Source organism: Curtobacterium sp. MCPF17_002 (assembly GCF_003234115.2).
GTDB lineage: Bacteria > Actinomycetota > Actinomycetes > Actinomycetales > Microbacteriaceae > Curtobacterium.
On the sequence record NZ_CP126251.1, the window covers coordinates 3,103,922 to 3,122,538 of the forward strand.

Annotated in this window: 13 protein-coding genes; 8 read left to right on the plus strand and 5 right to left on the minus strand. The window is 71.5% G+C overall.

What is annotated here, in order from left to right:
* Positions 1-130: 130 nt before the first annotated feature.
* Positions 131-1,120 carry a pentapeptide repeat-containing protein gene (locus DEJ28_RS14515; RefSeq protein ID WP_111117501.1) on the plus strand — a complete coding sequence of 330 codons (990 nt, stop codon included), beginning with the start codon at positions 131-133 and terminating at the stop codon, positions 1,118-1,120.
* On the opposite strand, the gene rsmA is transcribed toward DEJ28_RS14515, so the two are convergent.
* From rsmA to rsmI, 4 genes are all read right to left on the minus strand, one after another.
* Positions 1,065-1,916 carry a 16S rRNA (adenine(1518)-N(6)/adenine(1519)-N(6))-dimethyltransferase RsmA gene (gene rsmA / locus DEJ28_RS14520; protein WP_111117500.1) on the minus strand — a complete coding sequence of 284 codons (852 nt, stop codon included), beginning with the start codon at positions 1,914-1,916 and terminating at the stop codon, positions 1,065-1,067. The two genes, DEJ28_RS14515 and rsmA, sit on opposite strands and share 56 nt — an antisense overlap.
* Positions 1,917-1,918: 2 nt before the next feature.
* Positions 1,919-2,851 carry a TatD family hydrolase gene (locus DEJ28_RS14525; RefSeq protein ID WP_111117499.1) on the minus strand — a complete coding sequence of 311 codons (933 nt, stop codon included), beginning with the start codon at positions 2,849-2,851 and terminating at the stop codon, positions 1,919-1,921.
* A complete protein-coding gene (gene metG / locus DEJ28_RS14530; protein WP_111117498.1) occupies positions 2,848-4,425 on the minus strand; it encodes a methionine--tRNA ligase in 1,578 nt (525 codons plus the stop codon). Before metG ends, DEJ28_RS14525 begins: the two co-directional genes overlap by 4 nt.
* Before the next feature lie 120 nt (positions 4,426-4,545).
* Positions 4,546-5,367, minus strand: coding sequence for a 16S rRNA (cytidine(1402)-2'-O)-methyltransferase (gene rsmI / locus DEJ28_RS14535; protein WP_111117509.1), 822 nt, complete (start codon positions 5,365-5,367; stop codon positions 4,546-4,548).
* A gap of 53 nt (positions 5,368-5,420) precedes the next feature.
* Between rsmI and DEJ28_RS14540 the strand changes: the two genes are divergently transcribed.
* Positions 5,421-7,052 (plus strand): dolichyl-phosphate-mannose--protein mannosyltransferase, encoded by a 1,632-nt coding sequence (locus DEJ28_RS14540; RefSeq protein ID WP_111117510.1) that lies wholly within the window; start codon positions 5,421-5,423, stop codon positions 7,050-7,052.
* A gap of 139 nt (positions 7,053-7,191) precedes the next feature.
* Here the strand turns inward: DEJ28_RS14540 and DEJ28_RS14545 are convergent, their stop codons facing one another.
* A complete protein-coding gene (locus tag DEJ28_RS14545; protein ID WP_181433886.1) occupies positions 7,192-7,848 on the minus strand; it encodes a TetR/AcrR family transcriptional regulator in 657 nt (218 codons plus the stop codon).
* Between the two features lie 160 nt (positions 7,849-8,008).
* On the opposite strand from DEJ28_RS14545, the gene DEJ28_RS14550 reads away from it, so the two are divergent.
* From DEJ28_RS14550 to hrpA, 6 genes are all read left to right on the plus strand, one after another.
* On the plus strand, positions 8,009-9,562 hold the full coding sequence (locus DEJ28_RS14550) for an MFS transporter (protein WP_181433885.1): 1,554 nt from the start codon (positions 8,009-8,011) through the stop codon (positions 9,560-9,562).
* Positions 9,563-10,183: 621 nt separating this feature from the next.
* Positions 10,184-11,038 (plus strand): sulfurtransferase, encoded by an 855-nt coding sequence (locus DEJ28_RS14555; RefSeq protein ID WP_181433884.1) that lies wholly within the window; start codon positions 10,184-10,186, stop codon positions 11,036-11,038.
* 66 nt (positions 11,039-11,104) lie between these two features.
* Positions 11,105-12,172 carry an NAD-dependent epimerase/dehydratase family protein gene (locus tag DEJ28_RS14560; protein ID WP_111117495.1) on the plus strand — a complete coding sequence of 356 codons (1,068 nt, stop codon included), beginning with the start codon at positions 11,105-11,107 and terminating at the stop codon, positions 12,170-12,172.
* 4 nt (positions 12,173-12,176) lie between these two features.
* A complete protein-coding gene (locus tag DEJ28_RS14565) occupies positions 12,177-12,707 on the plus strand; it encodes an AAA family ATPase (RefSeq protein WP_111117494.1) in 531 nt (176 codons plus the stop codon).
* Between the two features lie 79 nt (positions 12,708-12,786).
* The gene (locus DEJ28_RS14570; protein WP_111117493.1) at positions 12,787-14,694 is read left to right on the plus strand and encodes a thioredoxin domain-containing protein; all 1,908 of its coding nucleotides are present in this window, start codon (positions 12,787-12,789) and stop codon (positions 14,692-14,694) included.
* Positions 14,695-14,749: 55 nt separating this feature from the next.
* Positions 14,750-18,607, plus strand: a complete 3,858-nt coding sequence (hrpA, locus tag DEJ28_RS14575; protein WP_111117508.1) for an ATP-dependent RNA helicase HrpA — start codon at positions 14,750-14,752, stop codon at positions 18,605-18,607.
* Positions 18,608-18,617: the final 10 nt, after the last annotated feature.

Consider the following 18,617-nt stretch of genomic DNA (forward strand, 5'->3'; position numbering starts at 1 on the left):
TTGTGTCATGGTCATCCAGTGCCTCGTACGCGCTCCGGGTGTCGCTGGCGTCCGACGACAGGAGAGCGGCCACGGAGCCAATGCACACGACAGTCCCGAGCTGAGGAAGTCCCAGAGGAGCACTGAACCGATGACACGGACACGAGTGGCCCTCGGACGCCGCGAGGACCTCGGCGCCGACTGCGCGAACTGCTTCGGGCTGTGCTGCGTCGCCCTGGCGTTCGCGAAGTCCGCCGACTTCCCGTTCGACAAGGACGCCGGCGACCCCTGCACGAACCTCGACGACGCCGACGGGTGCCGGATCCACCCGCACCTGCGCGAGCGCGGCTTCGCCGGGTGCACGGTGTTCGACTGCTCCGGAGCCGGTCAGAAGGTGTCCCAGCACACGTTCGCCGGCCGGTCGTGGCGCGACGACGCCGAGACGCAGCGGTCGATGTTCGCCACGTTCCCGATCGTGCGCCGACTGCACGACCTGCTCCGGTACCTCGACGAGGCCGTGACGCTCGCCGGACGGGCGCCCGAGCGACGAGGGCAGCGGCAGCGACGAGGGCAGCGACAGGGAGTGGACGGCGACACCACCCGGTGGGTGGAGGCCTTCGAGCGGGTCCGCAGACTCAGTGACGGGACGCCGGAGGAACTCGCGACGCTGGACGTCGACGCCGAGTACGACCGCGCCCGGCCGCTCCTGCTCGAAGCGAGCGAGATCGCCCGTGCGGGCATGCCCGTCGGAGCACCCGACGGAGCGCCCGATCGCAGGCTTCGGCCCGGCCCGGACCTGGCCGGTTCGGACCTGGTCGGCGCCGACCTGCGGGGCGCTGACCTCCGCGGCCGGACGCTCCGCGGGAGCCTGGCGATCGCCGCCGACCTCCGCGGTGCGGCACTGGAGGGCTGCGACCTGCTCGGCGTGGACCTCCGCGACGCAGACCTCCGCGGCACCGACCTGCGCGGCGCGGTGTTCCTCACGCAGATGCAGGTCAACGGCGCTCGGGGCGACGACCTGACGCTGCTGCCGACCGGCTTCCAGCGCCCCGGACACTGGCGAACCAGCGAGGAGCCCGCTGTGGCTACTCCGCAGCGTCGAGGACGGTCCGGCCGAGCCGCACGAAGTCGTCCGCGCTGAGCATCTCACCACGTGCCGTCGGGTCGACTCCGGCCGCGGTCAGCAGCTCCGACGCGCGGGTGCTGCTGCCGAGCACGCCCGACAGGCTCTGACGGAGCATCTTCCGCCGCTGCTGGAACGCGCCGTCGACGAGGGCGAACACCTGCGCCCGGAGCTGTTCGTCACCCAGGGGCTCGTGCCGGTCGAAGCCGACGAGCACGCTGTCGACGTTCGGCACGGGCCAGAACACCTGCCGGCTGACCTGCCCGGCGATCGACCACGAGCCGTACCAGGCGGCCTTCACGCTGGGCGAGCCGTAGACCTTGCTGCCCGGGTCGGCCGCGATGCGGTACCCGACCTCGGCCTGCACCATCACGAGCGCCCGTTCGATCGACGGGAAGGTCGCGAGCAGGTGCAGCAGCACGGGCACGGAGACGTTGTAGGGCAGGTTGGCGATGACGTGGGTCGGTGCTTCCCGGAGGTCACCGGCGGTCAGGGCGAGGGCGTCCTGGTGGACGACCTCGAGCCGCGCGGCGGGCTGCATGGCCGCGACCGTCGCGGGCAGCTGCGCCGCGAGCCGGCCGTCGATCTCCACCGCGGTGACGGACGCGCCGGTCTCGGTCAGCCCGAGGGTCAGCGATCCGAGTCCGGGGCCGATCTCGAGCACCTTCGACTCGGCCGTGACCCGGCCAGACGCGACGATGCGCCGCACGGTGTTGGCGTCGTGCACGAAGTTCTGGCCGAGCTTCTTCGTCGGGGTGACGTCGAGCTTGGCTGCGAGGTCCCGGATCTCCGCCGGGCCGAGCAGGGTGCCCACGACTACTCGCCCACCGTGACCGGTTCGGCGTCCCAGGCCCCGTAGACGAGTTCGGTGTTCGAGGCGATCTGGGCGGCGAGCATCGACGCGTCGGTGCCGAGGGTGTCCGCCATCGACCGCAGGGTGAGCGGGAGGAGGTACGGCGCGTTCGGCCGGCCGCGGAACGGCGTCGGCGTGAGGAACGGCGCGTCGGTCTCCACCATGATCAGGTGCCGGGGCGCGACGAGCAGGGCGTCGCGGAGCAGCTGCGCGTTCTTGAACGTGACCGTTCCGGCGAAGGACATGTACCAGCCGCGCTCGGCGCAGAGCCGGGCGAGGTCGGGGCCACCGGAGAAGCAGTGGAACACCGTCTTCGCGGGAGCGCCGACACGGTCGAGGACCTCGACCACGGCGTCGTGCGCGTCACGGTCGTGGATGGTCAGCGCGAGGTCGTGCTCCTTCGCGATGCGGATGTGTTCCTCGAAGGAGCGGATCTGCGCGTCGCGGCCGTCTTCGCCGGTGCGGAAGAAGTCGAGCCCGGTCTCCCCGATCGCGCGGACCCGGGGCAGCCCCGCGAGCGCTTCGATACCGGCGAGGTGCTCGTCGAGGAGCCCCTGCTCGTGCAGCGACGGCGCTTCGTTCGGGTGCAGCGCGACGGCCGCCAGCACACGGGGTTCACGAGCGGCGATCGCCGCCGACCACTTGGAGGTGGCGAGGTCGGTACCGACCTGCACGACACCACGGACGCCGACGCTCGAAGCGCGGCCGAGGTGTTCGCGGTACTCGAGCGGTCCGTCGCCGCCGTCACCGACGCCGTCGGCGATCTCCATGTGCGTGTGGTTGTCGTACACGGGCACGACGAGCGCCTCGGGCAGCGGCGGGTAGGTCAGGTCGCGCGTGGAGCCACTCGACGAACCGTCGCCCCGCGACCGGACGTGCGCACCCGCGTCGGTCACGCTGCGCCCTGCTCCGCCTGCTCGATGCGCGGGAAGAGCCCGCTCTCGAGTGCGACGACGGTCGAGGCGCCCTGCCACTCCCAGGCACGGTCGACGCGCTGCTCCGCGATGGATCCGCCGGCACCGATCGACGCCCAGAGCTTCTCGGTCGCCTTGGGCATCACCGGGGAGACGAGGACCGCGACGGTGCCGAGACCGCGGAGCGCGGTGACGAGCACGGTCGCGAGACGCTCGCGCTTCGCGTCGTCCTTCGCCAGGGCCCACGGCTCCTGCTCGGTGATGTACCCGTTCAGGGCGTCGACGAGATCCCAGACCGTGGCGATCGCGTCGTGCGGCGCGAACTCCGCGATGGCGGCGTCGGCGCGGGTCGTCACCGACTGCGCGAGCGCGTCGATCGCTTCGTCGGCGGCGGTCAACGCGCCACGTTCCGGCACGGCGCCGTCGAAGTAGCGGTTGACCATCGCGACGATGCGGGACGCCAGGTTGCCGAACCCGTTCGCGAGCTCGGCCTGGTAGCGGGCGGAGATGTCCTCCCAGCTGAAGTTGCCGTCCTGCCCGAACGTGATCGCGCGGAGGAAGTAGTAGCGGAACGCGTCCGACCCGAACGTGTCGGTGATCTCCGACGGCGCGATGCCGGTGAGCTTCGACTTCGACATCTTCTCGCCGCCGACGAGGAGCCAGCCGTGGCCGAACACGCGCTTCGGCACGGGGAGTCCGGCGGCCATGAGCATGGCCGGCCAGATCACGGCGTGGAAGCGGGCGATGTCCTTGCCGACGATGTGCACGCTCGGCCAGAGGCGCTGGAAGGCCTCGTCGTCGTCGCTGCCGTAGCCGAGGGCCGTGACGTAGTTGAGCAGCGCGTCGAACCAGACGTACAGGACGTGGTCGCTGTCCCACGGGATCTTGATGCCCCAGTCGAAGCTCGACCGCGAGATCGACAGGTCGCGGAGGCCCTGCTTCACGAAGGAGACGATCTCGTTGCGGACGCTCTCGGGCTGGATGAACTGCGGGTTCGACTCGTAGAGGTCGAGCAGGCGCTGCTCGAAGTCGGACATCCGGAAGAAGTAGTTGCGCTCGGACAGCACCTCGACCGGGATCGAGTGGATCGCGCAGACCTGCTGGCCCTCGTACGCTCCGGTGCCGGGCACGAGGTCGCTCGGCTGCTTGTACTCCTCGCAGCCCACGCAGTAGAAGCCCTCGAACTCGCCGGCGTAGATGAAGCCGTCGTCGTACAGCTTCTGCAGGAACGCCGTCACGCCGCGCTCGTGGCGCTCGTCGGTGGTGCGGATGAAGTCGTCGTTCGCCACGTCGACCGTGTCGAGGAGCGGCTTCCAGGCCTCGGTCACGAGACGGTCCGCCCACTCCTTCGGGGTGACCTCGTTCGCGGAGGCGGTGCGCAGGATCTTCTGCCCGTGCTCGTCGGTGCCGGTGAGGAGCCACGTGTCGTCGCCGCGCTGGCGGTGCCAGCGCGCGAGGACGTCCGCGGCGACCTCGGTGTAGGCGTGCCCGATGTGGGGCACGTCGTTCACGTAGAAGATCGGCGTGGTGATGCTGAACGAGGAGCCGTCGGACATGCGGACCATCCTACGGGCGCGCCGGGGTCGCATGACGCGCCCCGCGCGCGGCCTGTGGAGAACCGGCCTGGAGGCGCGTGGCGGGCCCGCACCGCGCCTCCAGGCCGCAGTCAGCACCGTCTACCGGGCTGCCAGCGCGCCTTCGTACAGGTCGCGTTTCGACAGTCCCGTCGCGTCCGCGACGGCCGCCGCCGCTTCCTTCATGCGGGAGCCGGCGGCGACCCGCTCGAGCACGAGCCGGACGCCGTCCTCGATCGAGGCGACGTCCTCCGAGCCGGACGACCCCTCGACGACGATGCAGATCTCGCCGCGCACGCCGTCGGACGCCCAGGCGGCCAACTCGGTGAGGGAGCCCCGACGGACCTCCTCGTAGAGCTTCGTGAGCTCACGGCAGACCACCGCTCGCCGATCGGCGCCGAAACCGGCGGCCATGTCCGAGAGCGTGTCGGCCAGCCGGTGCGGCGACTCGAAGAACACCATCGTGCGCTGCTCGCCGGCGAGCGACGCGAAGAGGCGCTTCCGCTCACCCGACTTGCGGGTCGGGAAGCCCTCGAAGCTGAACCGGTCCGTCGGCAGGCCGGACACGGCGAGCGCCATGAGCACCGCGGAGGGCCCGGGGAGCGCCGTGACGGTCACCCCGGCTGCGGCTGCGGCCTCGACGAGCGGGAACCCGGGGTCGCTGATCGCCGGCATCCCGGCGTCGGTGAGGACCACCACGTCCTCGTCCCGAGCGAGCTCCACGACCTCGGCCGCCTTCGCCCGTTCGTTGTGCTCGTGCAGCGCGATGAGCCGCGGACGGTTCTCGATGCCGAGCGCGCGCATGAGGTGGATCGCGGTGCGGGTGTCCTCCGCTGCGACGACGCTCGCGTTGGAGAGGGTCTCGACCAGACGCCGCGAGGCATCGCCGAGGTTGCCGATGGGCGTTGCTGCGAGGACGATCACCACCCCATTGTGGTCGCAGCGGGCACCGACCGCAGATCCGTAGGATGCTGCCGATGACCACCGAGCTGACCGACGACCGCACCGCCGTCCCCGACGGGCCGGTCGGCTCCCGCCTCGACGCCTGGTGGGGACGTGTCCTGTCGGTCGGGTGGCGGGTCGCCGCCTGGCGCTGGGCCGGGCCGCTCGCGGTGACCCTGCTGGCCGCGGTGCTGCGCCTCGTGAACCTCGGCCACCCGCACTCCCTGGTGTTCGACGAGACGTACTACGTCAAGGACGGCTGGTCGATCGTGCACCTCGGGTACGAGGGCACCTGGCCGGGGAACCCGAACGACGACTCCCTGCCGACGACGGACCAGCGGTTCGCCGACGGGCAGACCGACATCTACACGAGCGCCGCCGAGTTCATCGCGCACCCGCCGCTCGGCAAGTACCTCATCGGCCTCGGCATGCTGCTGTTCGGCGCGGACGACTCCACCGGCTGGCGCTTCGCCGTCGCCGTGCTCGGCATCGCGACGGTCTTCCTCACGGCCGTGATCGCCCGGTCGCTCTTCCGTTCGACGCTCATCGGGACGCTGGCCGGCTTCCTGCTCGCCGTCGACGGGCAGGCGATCGTGATGTCCCGGGTGACGCTGCTCGACGGCATCCTGACGTTCTTCGTCGTCCTCGGCTTCGGGGCGCTGCTGCTCGACCGGCGGTGGACGGAACGCCGGTTGGACGCGTGGGTGGCGCGGCGGACCGCGGCGGGCCGGGACACCCTCTGGGGACCCGTGATCTGGTGGCGGCCGTGGCTGGTCGCGATGGGCCTGGCGCTCGGACTCGCGACGGCGACGAAGTGGTCCGGCATGTACTTCCTCGCGTTCTTCGCGGTGTACTCCGTGCTCACCGACATGATGCTGCGGAAGCGCGCCGGGGTGGAGTTCTGGTCCTCGAGCGCGTGGCTGCAGCAAGGGCCGGTGTCGTTCCTCCTCACCGTGCCGGTCGCCGCCGTGACGTACCTGGCGTCGTGGACCGGGTGGTTCGTGTCGAAGGACGGCTGGGACCGCGACTGGATCGCATCCGGCGGGCAGCGGTGGACCGGCGTGCTCTCGTGGGTGCCGGACAGCCTGCAGAACTGGTGGCACTACCAGAGCGAGATCTACGGGTTCAACATCGGGCTGCACACCCCGCACTCGTACCAGGCGAACCCGCTGCTCTGGCTCGTCATGCAGCGTCCGACGTCGATGTACTACGTCGGCACGGACGCCGGGCAGGACGGCTGCACGGCCACCCGCTGCGGTGAGGCGATCACCGGCATCGCGAACCCGTTCATCTGGTACGCGGCGGTGATCGCGACCGTGGCGCTGCTCGTGCTCTGGATCATGCGCCGACGGTGGGAGTACGCCTTCGTCCTGATGGGCATCGCGGCGGGGTACCTGCCGTGGCTGCTCTACGTGAACCGGACGGTCTTCCAGTTCTACACGATCGCGTTCGAGCCCTTCATGGTGATGGCCCTGGCGGCGGCGATCGGGCTCGTGCTCGGGTCACGGACGGACCCGCGCCCGCGGAGGACCCGGGCGATCGTCTGGGTCGGCGTGTACCTGGTCGTGGTGGTGCTCGCGTCGGCGTACTGGTTCCCGCTGTGGACCGGCATCCAGATGCCGTGGGACTTCATCCGGTCGCACTACTGGGTGCCGAGCTGGCTGTAGGGCAGTTTCGCGTCTTGCGTCTCGCGTCGCGCGTCTCGCGTCTCGCGTCTCGCTGGAGGGCATCGGTCACCGGCCTGGAGGCGCGGGTCGTCCCCGCCACGGGCCTCCGGTCCGCAGGTGGTCGGGTCGAGAGCGGTGGTCAGGACTGCGCGTGCATCGCGCGTTCGATCGACTCGCGGTCGAGCGGTTCGCCGAGCATCGGCGCCCCGGCGTCGCTGGGCAGGACGCCCTCGATGACGACCTCGGCGTAGCGGCGCCACGCGTTCGGGTCGTGCGCGCGGGTGGTGTCCGCGACGGCGCCGACCATCGAGGTGAGCATCGGGAGGTCGCGGTAGTCGAACCCCACCCGGACCACCCCGGCGGCGCGTGCACGACCGATGATCTCGGTCACCTGCGACTCGAGTCGGTCGCGCTCCTGCACGATCGAGGGACGAGCCTTCCCGGCGCGCACGATGGCGTCCGCGAGCGCCCGGTCGCGGGCACGGAACTCGAACACGCCCATCAGGTACACCCGGAGCGCCTGTCGGGCATCGGTCTCCTCCGCCGCGCGGGCAGCCGCGTCGTTCATCGCCTCGAACTTGGTGGCGAGGAGCGCCTCGATCAGGGAGTCCTTGTCGGCGAACCGCCGGTAGACGGTCCCCACGCCGACCCCGGCCTCGTGCGCGATGTCGTTGAGCGTGACGGACAGCCCGCGCTCGGCGAAGCACTTGCGGGCCGTCTGCAGGATGAGCTCGCGGTTGCGGGCGGCGTCCGCACGGAGGGGGCGTTCGAGTTCAACGGAGTCGGTGGTGCTCACGGGATCGAACGTAGTTGAACTTTCTGGGAATAAGTGGATGCAGACCTTCCGTTTCGGTCTACACTGATCGCAAACGGATGCGTCGCATCCAGTTACTCCCCCTCCCTGAGGACGCCCGACGGTGCGCGCTCCTCCCTCCACCTTCTCGAAGGAGGCTGCCGTGACGGCAGAACAGACCGTGCCGACCCCCACCGGGGCAGCACCCACGACTTCCGGCTCCACTTCCGGCTCCACTCCCGCCAAGCCCAACCACCGCTGGATCGCCCTGGCGGTCATCGCCCTCGCGCAGCTGATGGTGGTGCTCGACGCGACCATCGTGAACATCGCGCTGCCCTCCGCCCAGGCGGACCTCGGGTTCGGCACCGACCAGCGCCAGTGGATCGTCACGGCGTACTCGCTCGCGTTCGGTTCGCTGCTCCTGCTCGGCGGCCGGCTCGGTGACCTCTTCGGTCGCAAGAACACCTTCATCATCGGGCTCGTCGGCTTCGCGGTCGCATCGGTGCTCGGCGGTCTGGCGGACTCGTTCGGCCTGCTCGTCGCGGCCCGTGCGCTGCAGGGTGTGTTCGGCGCGCTGCTCGCCCCGTCCGCGCTCGGCATGCTCACCACGACCTTCCGCGACCCGAAGGAGCGCGGTCGCGCGTTCGGCATCTTCGGGTCCATCGCCGGCTCGGGTGCGGCGATCGGCCTGCTCCTCGGCGGCGTGCTGACCGAGTACGCGTCGTGGCGCTGGTGCCTCTACGTCAACGTCGTCTTCGCCGTGCTCGGCGTGATCGGCGCGCTGGTCTTCATGGAGAAGCCGCCGAAGGTCGACCGTCCGCGCATCGACGTCGCCGGCGTCATCACGATCACCGCCGGTCTGGTCGGGGTCGTCTACGGCTTCTCGAACGCCGAGACCAACGGCTGGGACTCCCCCGTCACCATCGCGATGCTCGCGGCGGGCGTCGTGCTCATCGCGGCGTTCGTGTTCATCGAGACCCGCGTCGCGCACCCGCTGCTGCCGCTCCGGGTCGTGCTCGACCGTGACCGCGGTGGTTCGTTCATCGCGATCGGCCTCGTCGCGATCGGCATGTTCGGCATCTTCCTGTTCCTGACCTACTACCTCGAGCAGACCCTCGGGTTCTCCTCGCTGCAGACCGGTCTGGCGTTCCTGCCGATGCCGCTGTCGATCATGATCTCGGCGACGCAGATCGGTGGTCGCCTGCTCCCCCGCGTCGGCCCGAAGGTGCTCATCTTCGCCGGTGGCCTGGTGGCGGCGATCGGGCTGCTGCTGCTCCTCCGCACCGACCTCGACAGCTCGTACGCCGGCACTGTCCTGCCCGCGCTGATCGTGATCGGCCTCGGCATGGGGACGATCTTCTCGTCCGCGATGAACACCGCGACGACCGGTGTGGCCCGTGCCGACGCCGGCGTGGCCTCGGCGACGGTGAACACCATGCAGCAGATCGGTGGTTCGATCGGCACGGCGCTGCTGTCGACGATCTTCGCCGACGTCGTGAAGAACAGCCTCTCCGGACTGTCGGCGGCGCCCACGAAGCTGCAGCAGGCGCAGGCCGTCCTCGACGGGTACCACGTGGCCTTCGGGATCTCGGCGGGCGTGCTCGTCCTGGTCGCCCTGGCCGGCGGGCTGCTCATCAACCGGCAGAAGGTGCGGCTCGACAAGCTCGCACACGCCGGCGCCGCGACGACCGGGAGCATCCCGACCGCCGCGCACTGACGCCCGCACTACCCGTGCGCACGAACGGCCCGTCCCGGCTTCCCGGGGCGGGCCGTTCTGCGTCCGCTGCCGCCGCGCCGCGCCCTGCCCGCCGCCTGCGGCCTGCCGCCTGCTGGCTGCTGCCTGCTGCCTGCTGCCTGCTGCCTGCTGCCTGCTGCCTGCTGCCTGCTGCCTGTCGAAACATGTACACGCACGTTTCGACACTCCACCGGTTGATCGTCACGTGGGATGTCGTTGGATGCACACACACCCAATGCGTGGGCACGATCCGACATCCCGCGTGTCGATCGACGCGTGGGATGTCGCTCCCTGCACGCGCGCGATGTTGCGGGCGGGAGCGCGCGACAACACCGACGTCGCACGACGACCACGATGTCGTTCCGAGTCCGCACCGCCCGCCGCCCGCCGCGCCGACTCCGTCCGCACCGCCGCCCGCCGCCCGCCGCGCCGACTCCGTCCGCACCGCCGCCCGCCGCCGCCCGCCGCCACCCGCCGCCGCCGCGCCGCCGCCGCCCGCCGCCCGCCGCGCCGCCCCGAATCCGGCACGACGGAAGCCGCCCCCGTTGCGCAGTGTGTCCGTTTCCCTCGCCCCCGTCAGCGGTCCCGTTTAGCCTGAGCCACATGGCCCCCGTCCTGACCTCGCCGCTCGTGTCGACGCAGTGGCTCGCAGACCACCTCGGTGCTGACGAGCTCGTCGTGCTCGACGCCTCTGTGCACACGGAGGGAACCGGCCTCGGCACGATGTGGCACACCGCGCAGGACAGCTACGAACAGGGCGGTCACGTGCCGGGTGCCCGCTACGCCGACCTCGCTCGGGCCTTCTCCACGCCGGACGCCGACGTGCCGTTCACCCGCCCCGGCGCCGAGCGGTTCGAGGCCGCCGCGCGCGACCTCGGTGTGACGAACACCTCGACCGTGGTGGTCTACGACGACAGCCTCGGCGAGTGGTCGGCGCGACTGTGGTGGATCTTCCGCTCGTTCGGCTTCGACTCCGTCGCGGTCCTCGACGGCGGCTTCACGAAGTGGCGCGACGAGGGGCGCCCGGTCCGTGTCGGCGCCCTGCGGAACTCCGCGACGACGCAGCGGGGGTTCCTCGCGGGCGAAGAGCGTCCGCTGTGGGCCGACCACGAACGCGTCCGTCGCGCCGTCACGGGCGAGCAGCCGGCAGCGCTCGTCCTGGCTGCGCCCGCCGCCGCTCTCGGCACCGAGCACCCGCCGATCGTCCCGGGCAGCACGACCATCGCGGTGGACACGATCGTGAACCCGGACACGAACGCGTACCTGCGCGGCCCGGACCTCGCTGCCGCGTTCTCGGCGGTGATCGACGCCGACGAGATCGTGACGTACTGCGGGGTGGGGAGCGCCGCGTGCGTCGACGCCCTGGCGCTGACGGTGCTCGGGCACGAGAAGGTCCGCGTCTACGACGGATCCCTCGTGGACTGGTGGCGTCACGAGCCGGAGGCGCTGGCCTCCTGAGGGCTCGGCCGACGCGACGGCAGCGACCGCACGGCGCGAGCACCCCGCACGGCTACCGTTGCACCCATGAGCACCAGACGCGCGGTCATCCTCGGCGGTACCGGCGGGATCGGTTCGGCCGTCGCTCGTGAACTCCTGCACGCATCGGGCCGCGGCGGCGACGACTGGGAGATCGACGTCCTCGCCCGCCGCGGTGGCCCGGTCGCGGACGCCCTGACGGCGGCGGGTGCGACGTTCGTCCCCGGTGACCGCCGGGACACCTCCGTGCTCCGGGACCTCCTCCGCCCCGGCGCCGACCTGCTCGTCGACACCGTCGGCCTGACGCGCGACGACGCCGTGCAGCTCCGACCGTTCCTCGACGACGTCGGGTCCACGGTGTTCGTGTCGTCGAAGGCCGTGTACGTCGACGAGCAGGGGCGGCACGCGAACTCGACCGACAAGCCGGTGTTCGGCGGCGCGGTCACCGAGCTGCAGCCCACCGTGACCGCGGCCGACGGCGACCCGACGAGCCGTGACGGCTACGGCGCCGCGAAGGTCGCCGCCGAGCAGGTCCTCCTCGACCACGGTGCCCCGGTCACGGTGCTCCGTCCGTCGAAGGTCCACGGCGTCGGCACCGGCCGGCCCCGGGAGTGGTTCGTGGTGCGCCGGGTGCTCGACGGTCGCGAGCGGATCCTGCTCGCGGACCGGGGTCGCGGGGTCGACCACACCACTGCGGCCAGTGGCATCGGGTCGCTCGTGCGGCTGCTGGCGGACAGCCCGGACCGTCGCATCCTCAACGTCGCGGACGATTCGGCACCGTCCGCCCTCGAGATCGTCCGGACGATCGCCGGGCACCTCGACCACCCGTTCGACGAGGTCCTGCTCGACGAGGAAGCTCCCGACTTCGTCGGCGCCACCCCGTGGTCGTCCCCGTCACCCTTCGTGCTCGACACCTCCGCGGCCCGGGCGTTGGGCTGGGAGCCGCCGTCCTTCGCTGCGGCGGTCGTCCCCGAGCTCGACTGGCTCGTCGAGACCGCGCACGCCGTGCCCGTCGACGGCGACGTGCCGTGGGCGGAGGACCCGTTCTGGGACCGCATGTTCGACTACGGCCCCGAGGACGCCGCCCTCGCGCTGCTCTCGCTCGGTCTGGGCTGATCGCGTGCCCCGCTCCGAGGTCCTCTTCATCGGGGGCCGCTCCGGTGTGGGGAAGTCCACCGCGGCCGAGGCCCTGCACGACCTGCTCGTCACGGCCGACGTCCGGCACGCGGTGATCGAGGGCGACCTGCTCGACCTGGCGCACCCGGCACCGCACGTCGAGCACCCGGAGGCGCGCCTCGCCGAACGGAACCTCGCGGCGATGTGGGCCGGGTACCGGGAGCTCGGACACCACCGGCTGGTCTACACGAACACGGTGTCGGTGCTCGAGCACGAGCGTCTCGCCGCCGCGATGGGCGACGATCCTGCGGTGACCGTGGTGCTCCTCCGCGCCGATGACGACGTGACCGCGGAACGCCTCACGAGACGAGCAGGCGGTGCCGTCCCGGCAGACCAGCTCGCGCACAGCACACGGACGGCCTGGAGGCTCGACTCGGCCACCGCGGACACGGTCACCCGGGTGGACACCGACGACCAGAGCCCCGCCGAGATCGCGCGTCGGCTCGCGTTCCTGACGGGGTGGATCCCCGGCTGAGGCTGTGGAGAACGGCCGCGTTCTCCACGGATCCGGCTCCCGACGCTCCTGCCCAGCGGCCGACGGGCACGCTGGAGCCATGAACGACAACCGACTCGGCGCCTCGGTCAGCCCGTACCTGCGTCTGCACGCCGACAACCCGGTGGACTGGCGCGAGTGGGGGCCGGACGCGTTCGCCGAAGCGCGGGAGCGGGACGTTCCGGTCATGGTCTCGGTCGGGTACGCCACCTGCCACTGGTGCCACGTGATGGCGCGTGAGAGCTTCGCCGACCCCGAGGTCGGTGCGCTCCTCCGTCAGGAGTTCGTCGCCGTGAAGGTCGACCGCGAAGAACGCCCGGACGTGGACGCCAGCTTGATGGCCTCGGCGAGCGCGTTCACCCAGCAGCTCGGCTGGCCGCTGACGACGTTCCTCACCCCGGACGGCCACGTGTTCTTCGCCGGGACGTACTTCCCGCCCGCCCCGGTGGCGCAGGTGCCGTCGTTCCGGCAGATCACCGGCGCGGTCCTCGACGCGTGGAAGGACCGCCGGCACGAGGTGGACGCGAACGCGAGCGCCATCGCGACGGCGATCCGGCAGGGGGCGGAGGCGGACGCGACTGCCCGTTCGGTTGCCGACGGTGGCGGAGATGAGCCGCGCCTCCCGGCGGTCGACAGCATCCGGGCCGTCACCGACCAGCTCGCGCGAGCAGAGGACACCACCTACGGGGGTTTCGGTGGCGCACCGAAGTTCCCCAGCGCGCCGCTGCTCGAGTTCCTCGCCGACGTCGCCGCGGACGGAGACAGCGACGGCGACGGCGACGGGGACGGCGAGGGCGAGGGCGACGGCGACGGCACGGACACCGCCGACCAGGCGGCCGGACTGCTCGACCGGTCCCTGCACGCGATCCGGGCCTCGGAACTGACCGACGCCGACGGCGGCGTGTTCCGGTACGCGACCCGACGCGACTGGACCGTCCCGCACTACGAGCGCATGCTCTACGACAACGCCGGACTCCTGGCGGTCGCCGGCGCCGAACAGGCCCGCGGCATCGCGGACTTCCTGCGGGACACGCTCCGCCGCGAGGACGGCGCGTTCGTCGCGGCGCAGGACAGCGAGTCGACGATCGACGGCCGACGTGTCGAGGGCGAGTGGTACCGGCTGCCGCTCGACGAGCGTGCGCGGCTCGATCCGCCGCCGCTCGACGACCAGGTGCTCACCGGCTGGAACGGACTCGCGATCCGCGGACTCGCGATCGCCGGCGCTCGGTACGGCGACGCCGAGATGCTCGAGCTCGCACGAGGCGCGGCGGACGCACTGCTCGCCGCGCACGTGGTGGACGGCCACGTGACGGTGCGGTCGAGCACGTCGCGCGGGGCGTCGACGGCGCCGCCGACCATCGAGGACGTCGGGCTCCTCGCCGAGGGACTGCTCGAACTGGCCCTCGTGACCGGTTCGGTGCGTCACGCCGTGGTCGCCCGCTCCCTGATCGACGACGGCCTGGCCGGACGGTTCGACGTCGACCCGGTGCTCGCCGCTGCCGGTACGGCAACGGGCGAGCAGCCGCAGACGGCCCTGCGGTCGGGGACGGTGGCGCTCGCGGCGGCGTCGGCGACCCTCGCAGCACTCACCGGCGACGCGTCGTACCGGGCCGCTGCCGCGCGCCTCGTCGCGGACCGGGCCGCGACCGGCACCGAGCGCCCGCTCGGCCACGCCGACGCACTCGGCGTCGCGCTCGCACTCCAGCGTCCGTCGCGCGAGGTCGTCGTCGTGGCGTCCGACCCGGCGGACCCCCTCCGCGCCGCCGTGCGCGGGGCACGACGGCCGGGCACCGTCGTCGCCGTGGTGACCCCGGTGCAGGCGACGGCGTGGGCCGAGGCCGGGTTCGAGCTGTTCGAGGCCCGCGACGCGCTCGACCCCGCCGGCTACGTCTGCCACGACCGGGTCTGCGCGCTGCCGGCACGTTCGAGCGACGAGCTCGCCGCACAGCTGTCCACCCGGCTCGCCTGACCGGCTCGGCAGCTCGGCCGACCTGCGCCACGCGCGCCTGTATCCTGGAATGCTCATGTCGACCACGCCCGTCATCACGTACCCGCCCGAACTGCCGGTCTCGCAGCGGCGGGACGACATCGCGGCTGCCATCAGGGACAACCAGGTCGTCATCGTCGCCGGCGCGACCGGCTCGGGCAAGACCACGCAGCTGCCGAAGATCTGCCTCGAACTCGGCCGCGAGCACATCGGTCACACCCAGCCGCGCCGGATCGCAGCGCGCACGATCGCCGAGCGTGTGTCCGAGGAACTCGGTGGTGAGCTCGGCGGCCTCGTCGGGTACCAGGTGCGCTTCACCGATCGTGTCAGCTCCGAGACCCGCATCAAGGTGATGACCGACGGCATCCTGCTCAACGAGATCCACTTCGACCGCGACCTGAAGCGGTACGACACGATCATCATCGACGAGGCGCACGAGCGGTCGTTGACGATCGACTTCCTGCTCGGCTACCTCAAGCGGCTGCTGCAGCGCCGCCCCGACCTCAAGCTCATCATCACGAGTGCGACGATCGACCCGGAGTCGTTCTCGAAGCACTTCGGCGGCGCCCCGATCATCGAGGTCTCGGGCCGCACCTACCCGGTGGAGATCCGGTACCGCCCGCTCGCGGCCGAGAATGGCGGGAGCGACGGCGACGACGGGAGCGACGACGAGTCGGACTCCCGCACCGGTGACAGCGGCAGCACCGCCGACGACCGCGACACCATGCAGGGCATCACCGACGCCCTCGACGAGCTCGCCCGCGAGGACCCGGGCGACGTCCTCGTGTTCCTGTCCGGCGAGACCGAGATCCGCGACGCGCAGGACGCCATCGAGGGCAAGCGCTACCCCGGCACCGAGGTCCTGCCCCTGTACGGTCGGCTCTCCGCCGCCGACCAGCACCGCGTCTTCGAACGCCGGAACACCCCCGGCATCCGACGGCGAGTGGTGCTCGCGACCAACGTCGCCGAGACCTCCCTGACGGTGCCCGGCATCAAGTACGTCATCGACACCGGCACCGCCCGCATCTCGCGGTACTCCCCGCGCGCCAAGGTCCAGCGGCTCCCCATCGAGGCCGTGAGCCAGGCGAGCGCGAACCAGCGATCGGGCCGCGCGGGCCGCACCAGCGCCGGCATCGCGATCCGCCTCTACTCCGAAGAGGACTTCGGCCGGCGTCCGGAGTACACCGACCCCGAGATCCTCCGCACCAACCTCGCCGCCGTGATCCTGCAGATGATCTCGCTCGGGTTCGGCGACATCGAGTCGTTCCCGTTCCTGCAGCCGCCGGACTCCCGCGGCGTGAAGGACGGTCTCGACCTGCTCCGCGAGCTCCGCGCGGTGGACCAGGGCGGCCAGATCACGAAGACCGGCAAGCAGCTCACCCGGCTGCCGATCGACCCGCGCCTCGGCCGGATGGTGCTCGAGGCCGGACGGCAGGGCGTCGGGCGCGAGGTCGTCGCCATCGTCAGTGCGATGAGCATCCAGGACCCCCGCGAACGCCCGCTCGAGAAGCGTGCGCACGCCGACCAGCTGCACGCCCGGTTCGCCGACCCGACGAGCGACTTCCTGACGCTGCTGAACCTCTGGAACCACATCGAGGACAAGCAGGAGGAGTTGTCGTCGAGCGCGTTCCGACGGCTGTGCAAGGCCGAGTTCCTCAACTACCTCCGCATCCGCGAGTGGCAGGACCTGTACCGGCAGCTCACCCGCGCCGCGAAGCAGGTCGACGTCCGGGTCGGGCAGTCCCGCAGCGAGGACGGCGACGCCGTGCACCGTTCGCTGCTCGCCGGGCTCCTCAGCCAGATCGGGCTGCGGGACCGAGAGAAGCGTGACTACCTCGGCTCACGAAACACCCGGTTCGTGGTCTTCCCCGGCAGTGTCCTGGCGAAGAAGCAGCCCGATGCGGTGATGGCCGCGGAGCTCGTCGAGACCAGCCGCCTGTTCGCCCGCACGGTCGGCCGGATCGACCCGGCCTGGGTGGAGCCCCTCGCCGGCGACCTCCTCAAGCGCACCTACGGCGAGCCGCACTGGGAGAAGAAGCAGGGCGCCGTCGTCGCGTACGAGCGCGTCACCCTGTTCGGCGTCCCGATCGTGCAGCGCCGCCGCGTGCAGTACGCCCGGATCGACCCCGTGCACTCCCGCGAGCTGTTCATCAGGCACGCCCTGGTCGAGGGTGAGTGGGAGTCGCAGCAGGCGTTCGACCGCGAGAACCGTCGCCTCCGGAAGGAGCTCGAGCAGCTCGAGGAACGCACCCGCCGCCGCGACATCCTGCTCGACGACGAGAACGTCTACGAGTTCTACGACGCCCGCATCCCCGCCGACATCGCGACGATGCGGGACTTCGAGGGCTGGTGGCGCACCACGCGTCGCGACCAGCCGGACCTGCTCACGATGCGCCGGTCGGACCTACTCGACGAGTCCGCCGCCGAAGCGGCCGAGGACGACGTCGAGTACCCGACCCAGTGGCGGAGCGGCGACCAGCGCCTCGCGATCAAGTACCGCTTCGAGCCGGGTGCGCAGGACGACGGCGTCAGCGTGCAGGTCCCGCTCGCACTGCTCCCCCGCATGCGCGAGGAGGGCTTCGACTGGCAGGTGCGCGGCCTCCGCAAGGAGCTCGTCACGGCACTCATCAAGTCGCTGCCGAAGCAGATCCGGAAGAACGTCGTGCCCGCGGCCGACTGGGCCGAGAAGATCGTCGCCGAGCTGCCGGACGACGCTCCGACCGAGCCTACCGAGTCGTTCCGTTCGACCCTCGCCAAGGCGATCCAGCGGATGACGTACGTGCCGGTCTCCGAGTCCGACTTCGACCTGTCCCGCGTCCCCGCACACCTCCTGCCGACGTGGGCCGTCGTCGACGAACGCGGCCGCCGGGTCGAGGCCGGCAAGGACCTGTCGGCACTGCAGTCCAAGCTCAAGGACCGGACGCAGGAGAGCGTCGCCTCCGCCACGGTGCGGGCTGCGCGACGGCCTGGAGGCGCGGCTCGCGTCGCGTCCGCCGGCGGCGGTCGACCGGTGGAACAGTCGGGCCTCACCGCCTGGCCGTCCGACGACCTGCCGCAGGTCCTCGACACGAAGCAGGCCGGTGGTGTGATCCGGGCGTACCCGTCGCTCGTAGAGGAGGGCACCGGTCCGAAGGCCACCGTCGGGGTGCAGCTGCTCGCCACCCCGTCCGACCGCGCGGTCCGCATGCCCGCCGGGGTCCGGCGCCTCGTCATGCACGCGGTCCCCTCGCCGGTCTCGTACATCCAGTCGCACCTGACGGGGCAGGAGAAGCTCGCCCTCGCCGCCAGCCCCTACCCGTCCACCGCGGCGTTGTTCGACGACGTGCTCGCCGCCGTCGTCGACGCCGGGATCCGCCGCGCGCACCCGGACGGCACCGTGTTCACGAAGGCCGAGTTCGAGGCCGTCCGCGATGCGGTGTCCTCCACCGTCGTCGACACGATGTTCACCGCCGTGTCCGAGGTCGCCGCGGTCCTCGCGGCACACCGGGCAGCCGAACGGTCGCTCAAGCAGGCGAACTCGATGGCGCTGCTCCCCGCCCTGACCGACATGCGCCAGCAGATGGAACGGCTCGTGTTCCCCGGGTTCGTCTCCGTCGCCGGGATCGATCGGCTCCGGCGGATCCGCGTGTACCTGCAGGGTGTCGACGCCCGCGTGCAGAAGCTGCTGCAGAACCCCGGCCGCGACGCCACCTGGATGCGCGAGGTCACCGTCGCGACCGACCGCTACGTCGACGCCGGCGGCACGTTCCCGCCCGCCGTCGGCGCGCACCCGGAGCTCGTGCACGCCCGGTGGATGCTCGAGGAGTTCCGCCTCAGCCTCTTCGCGCAGGAGCTGGGGACCGCCGAGACGGTCTCGCTGCAGCGGATCACGAAGGCCCTGACGGCCGCGCGCTGATCGGTCTACC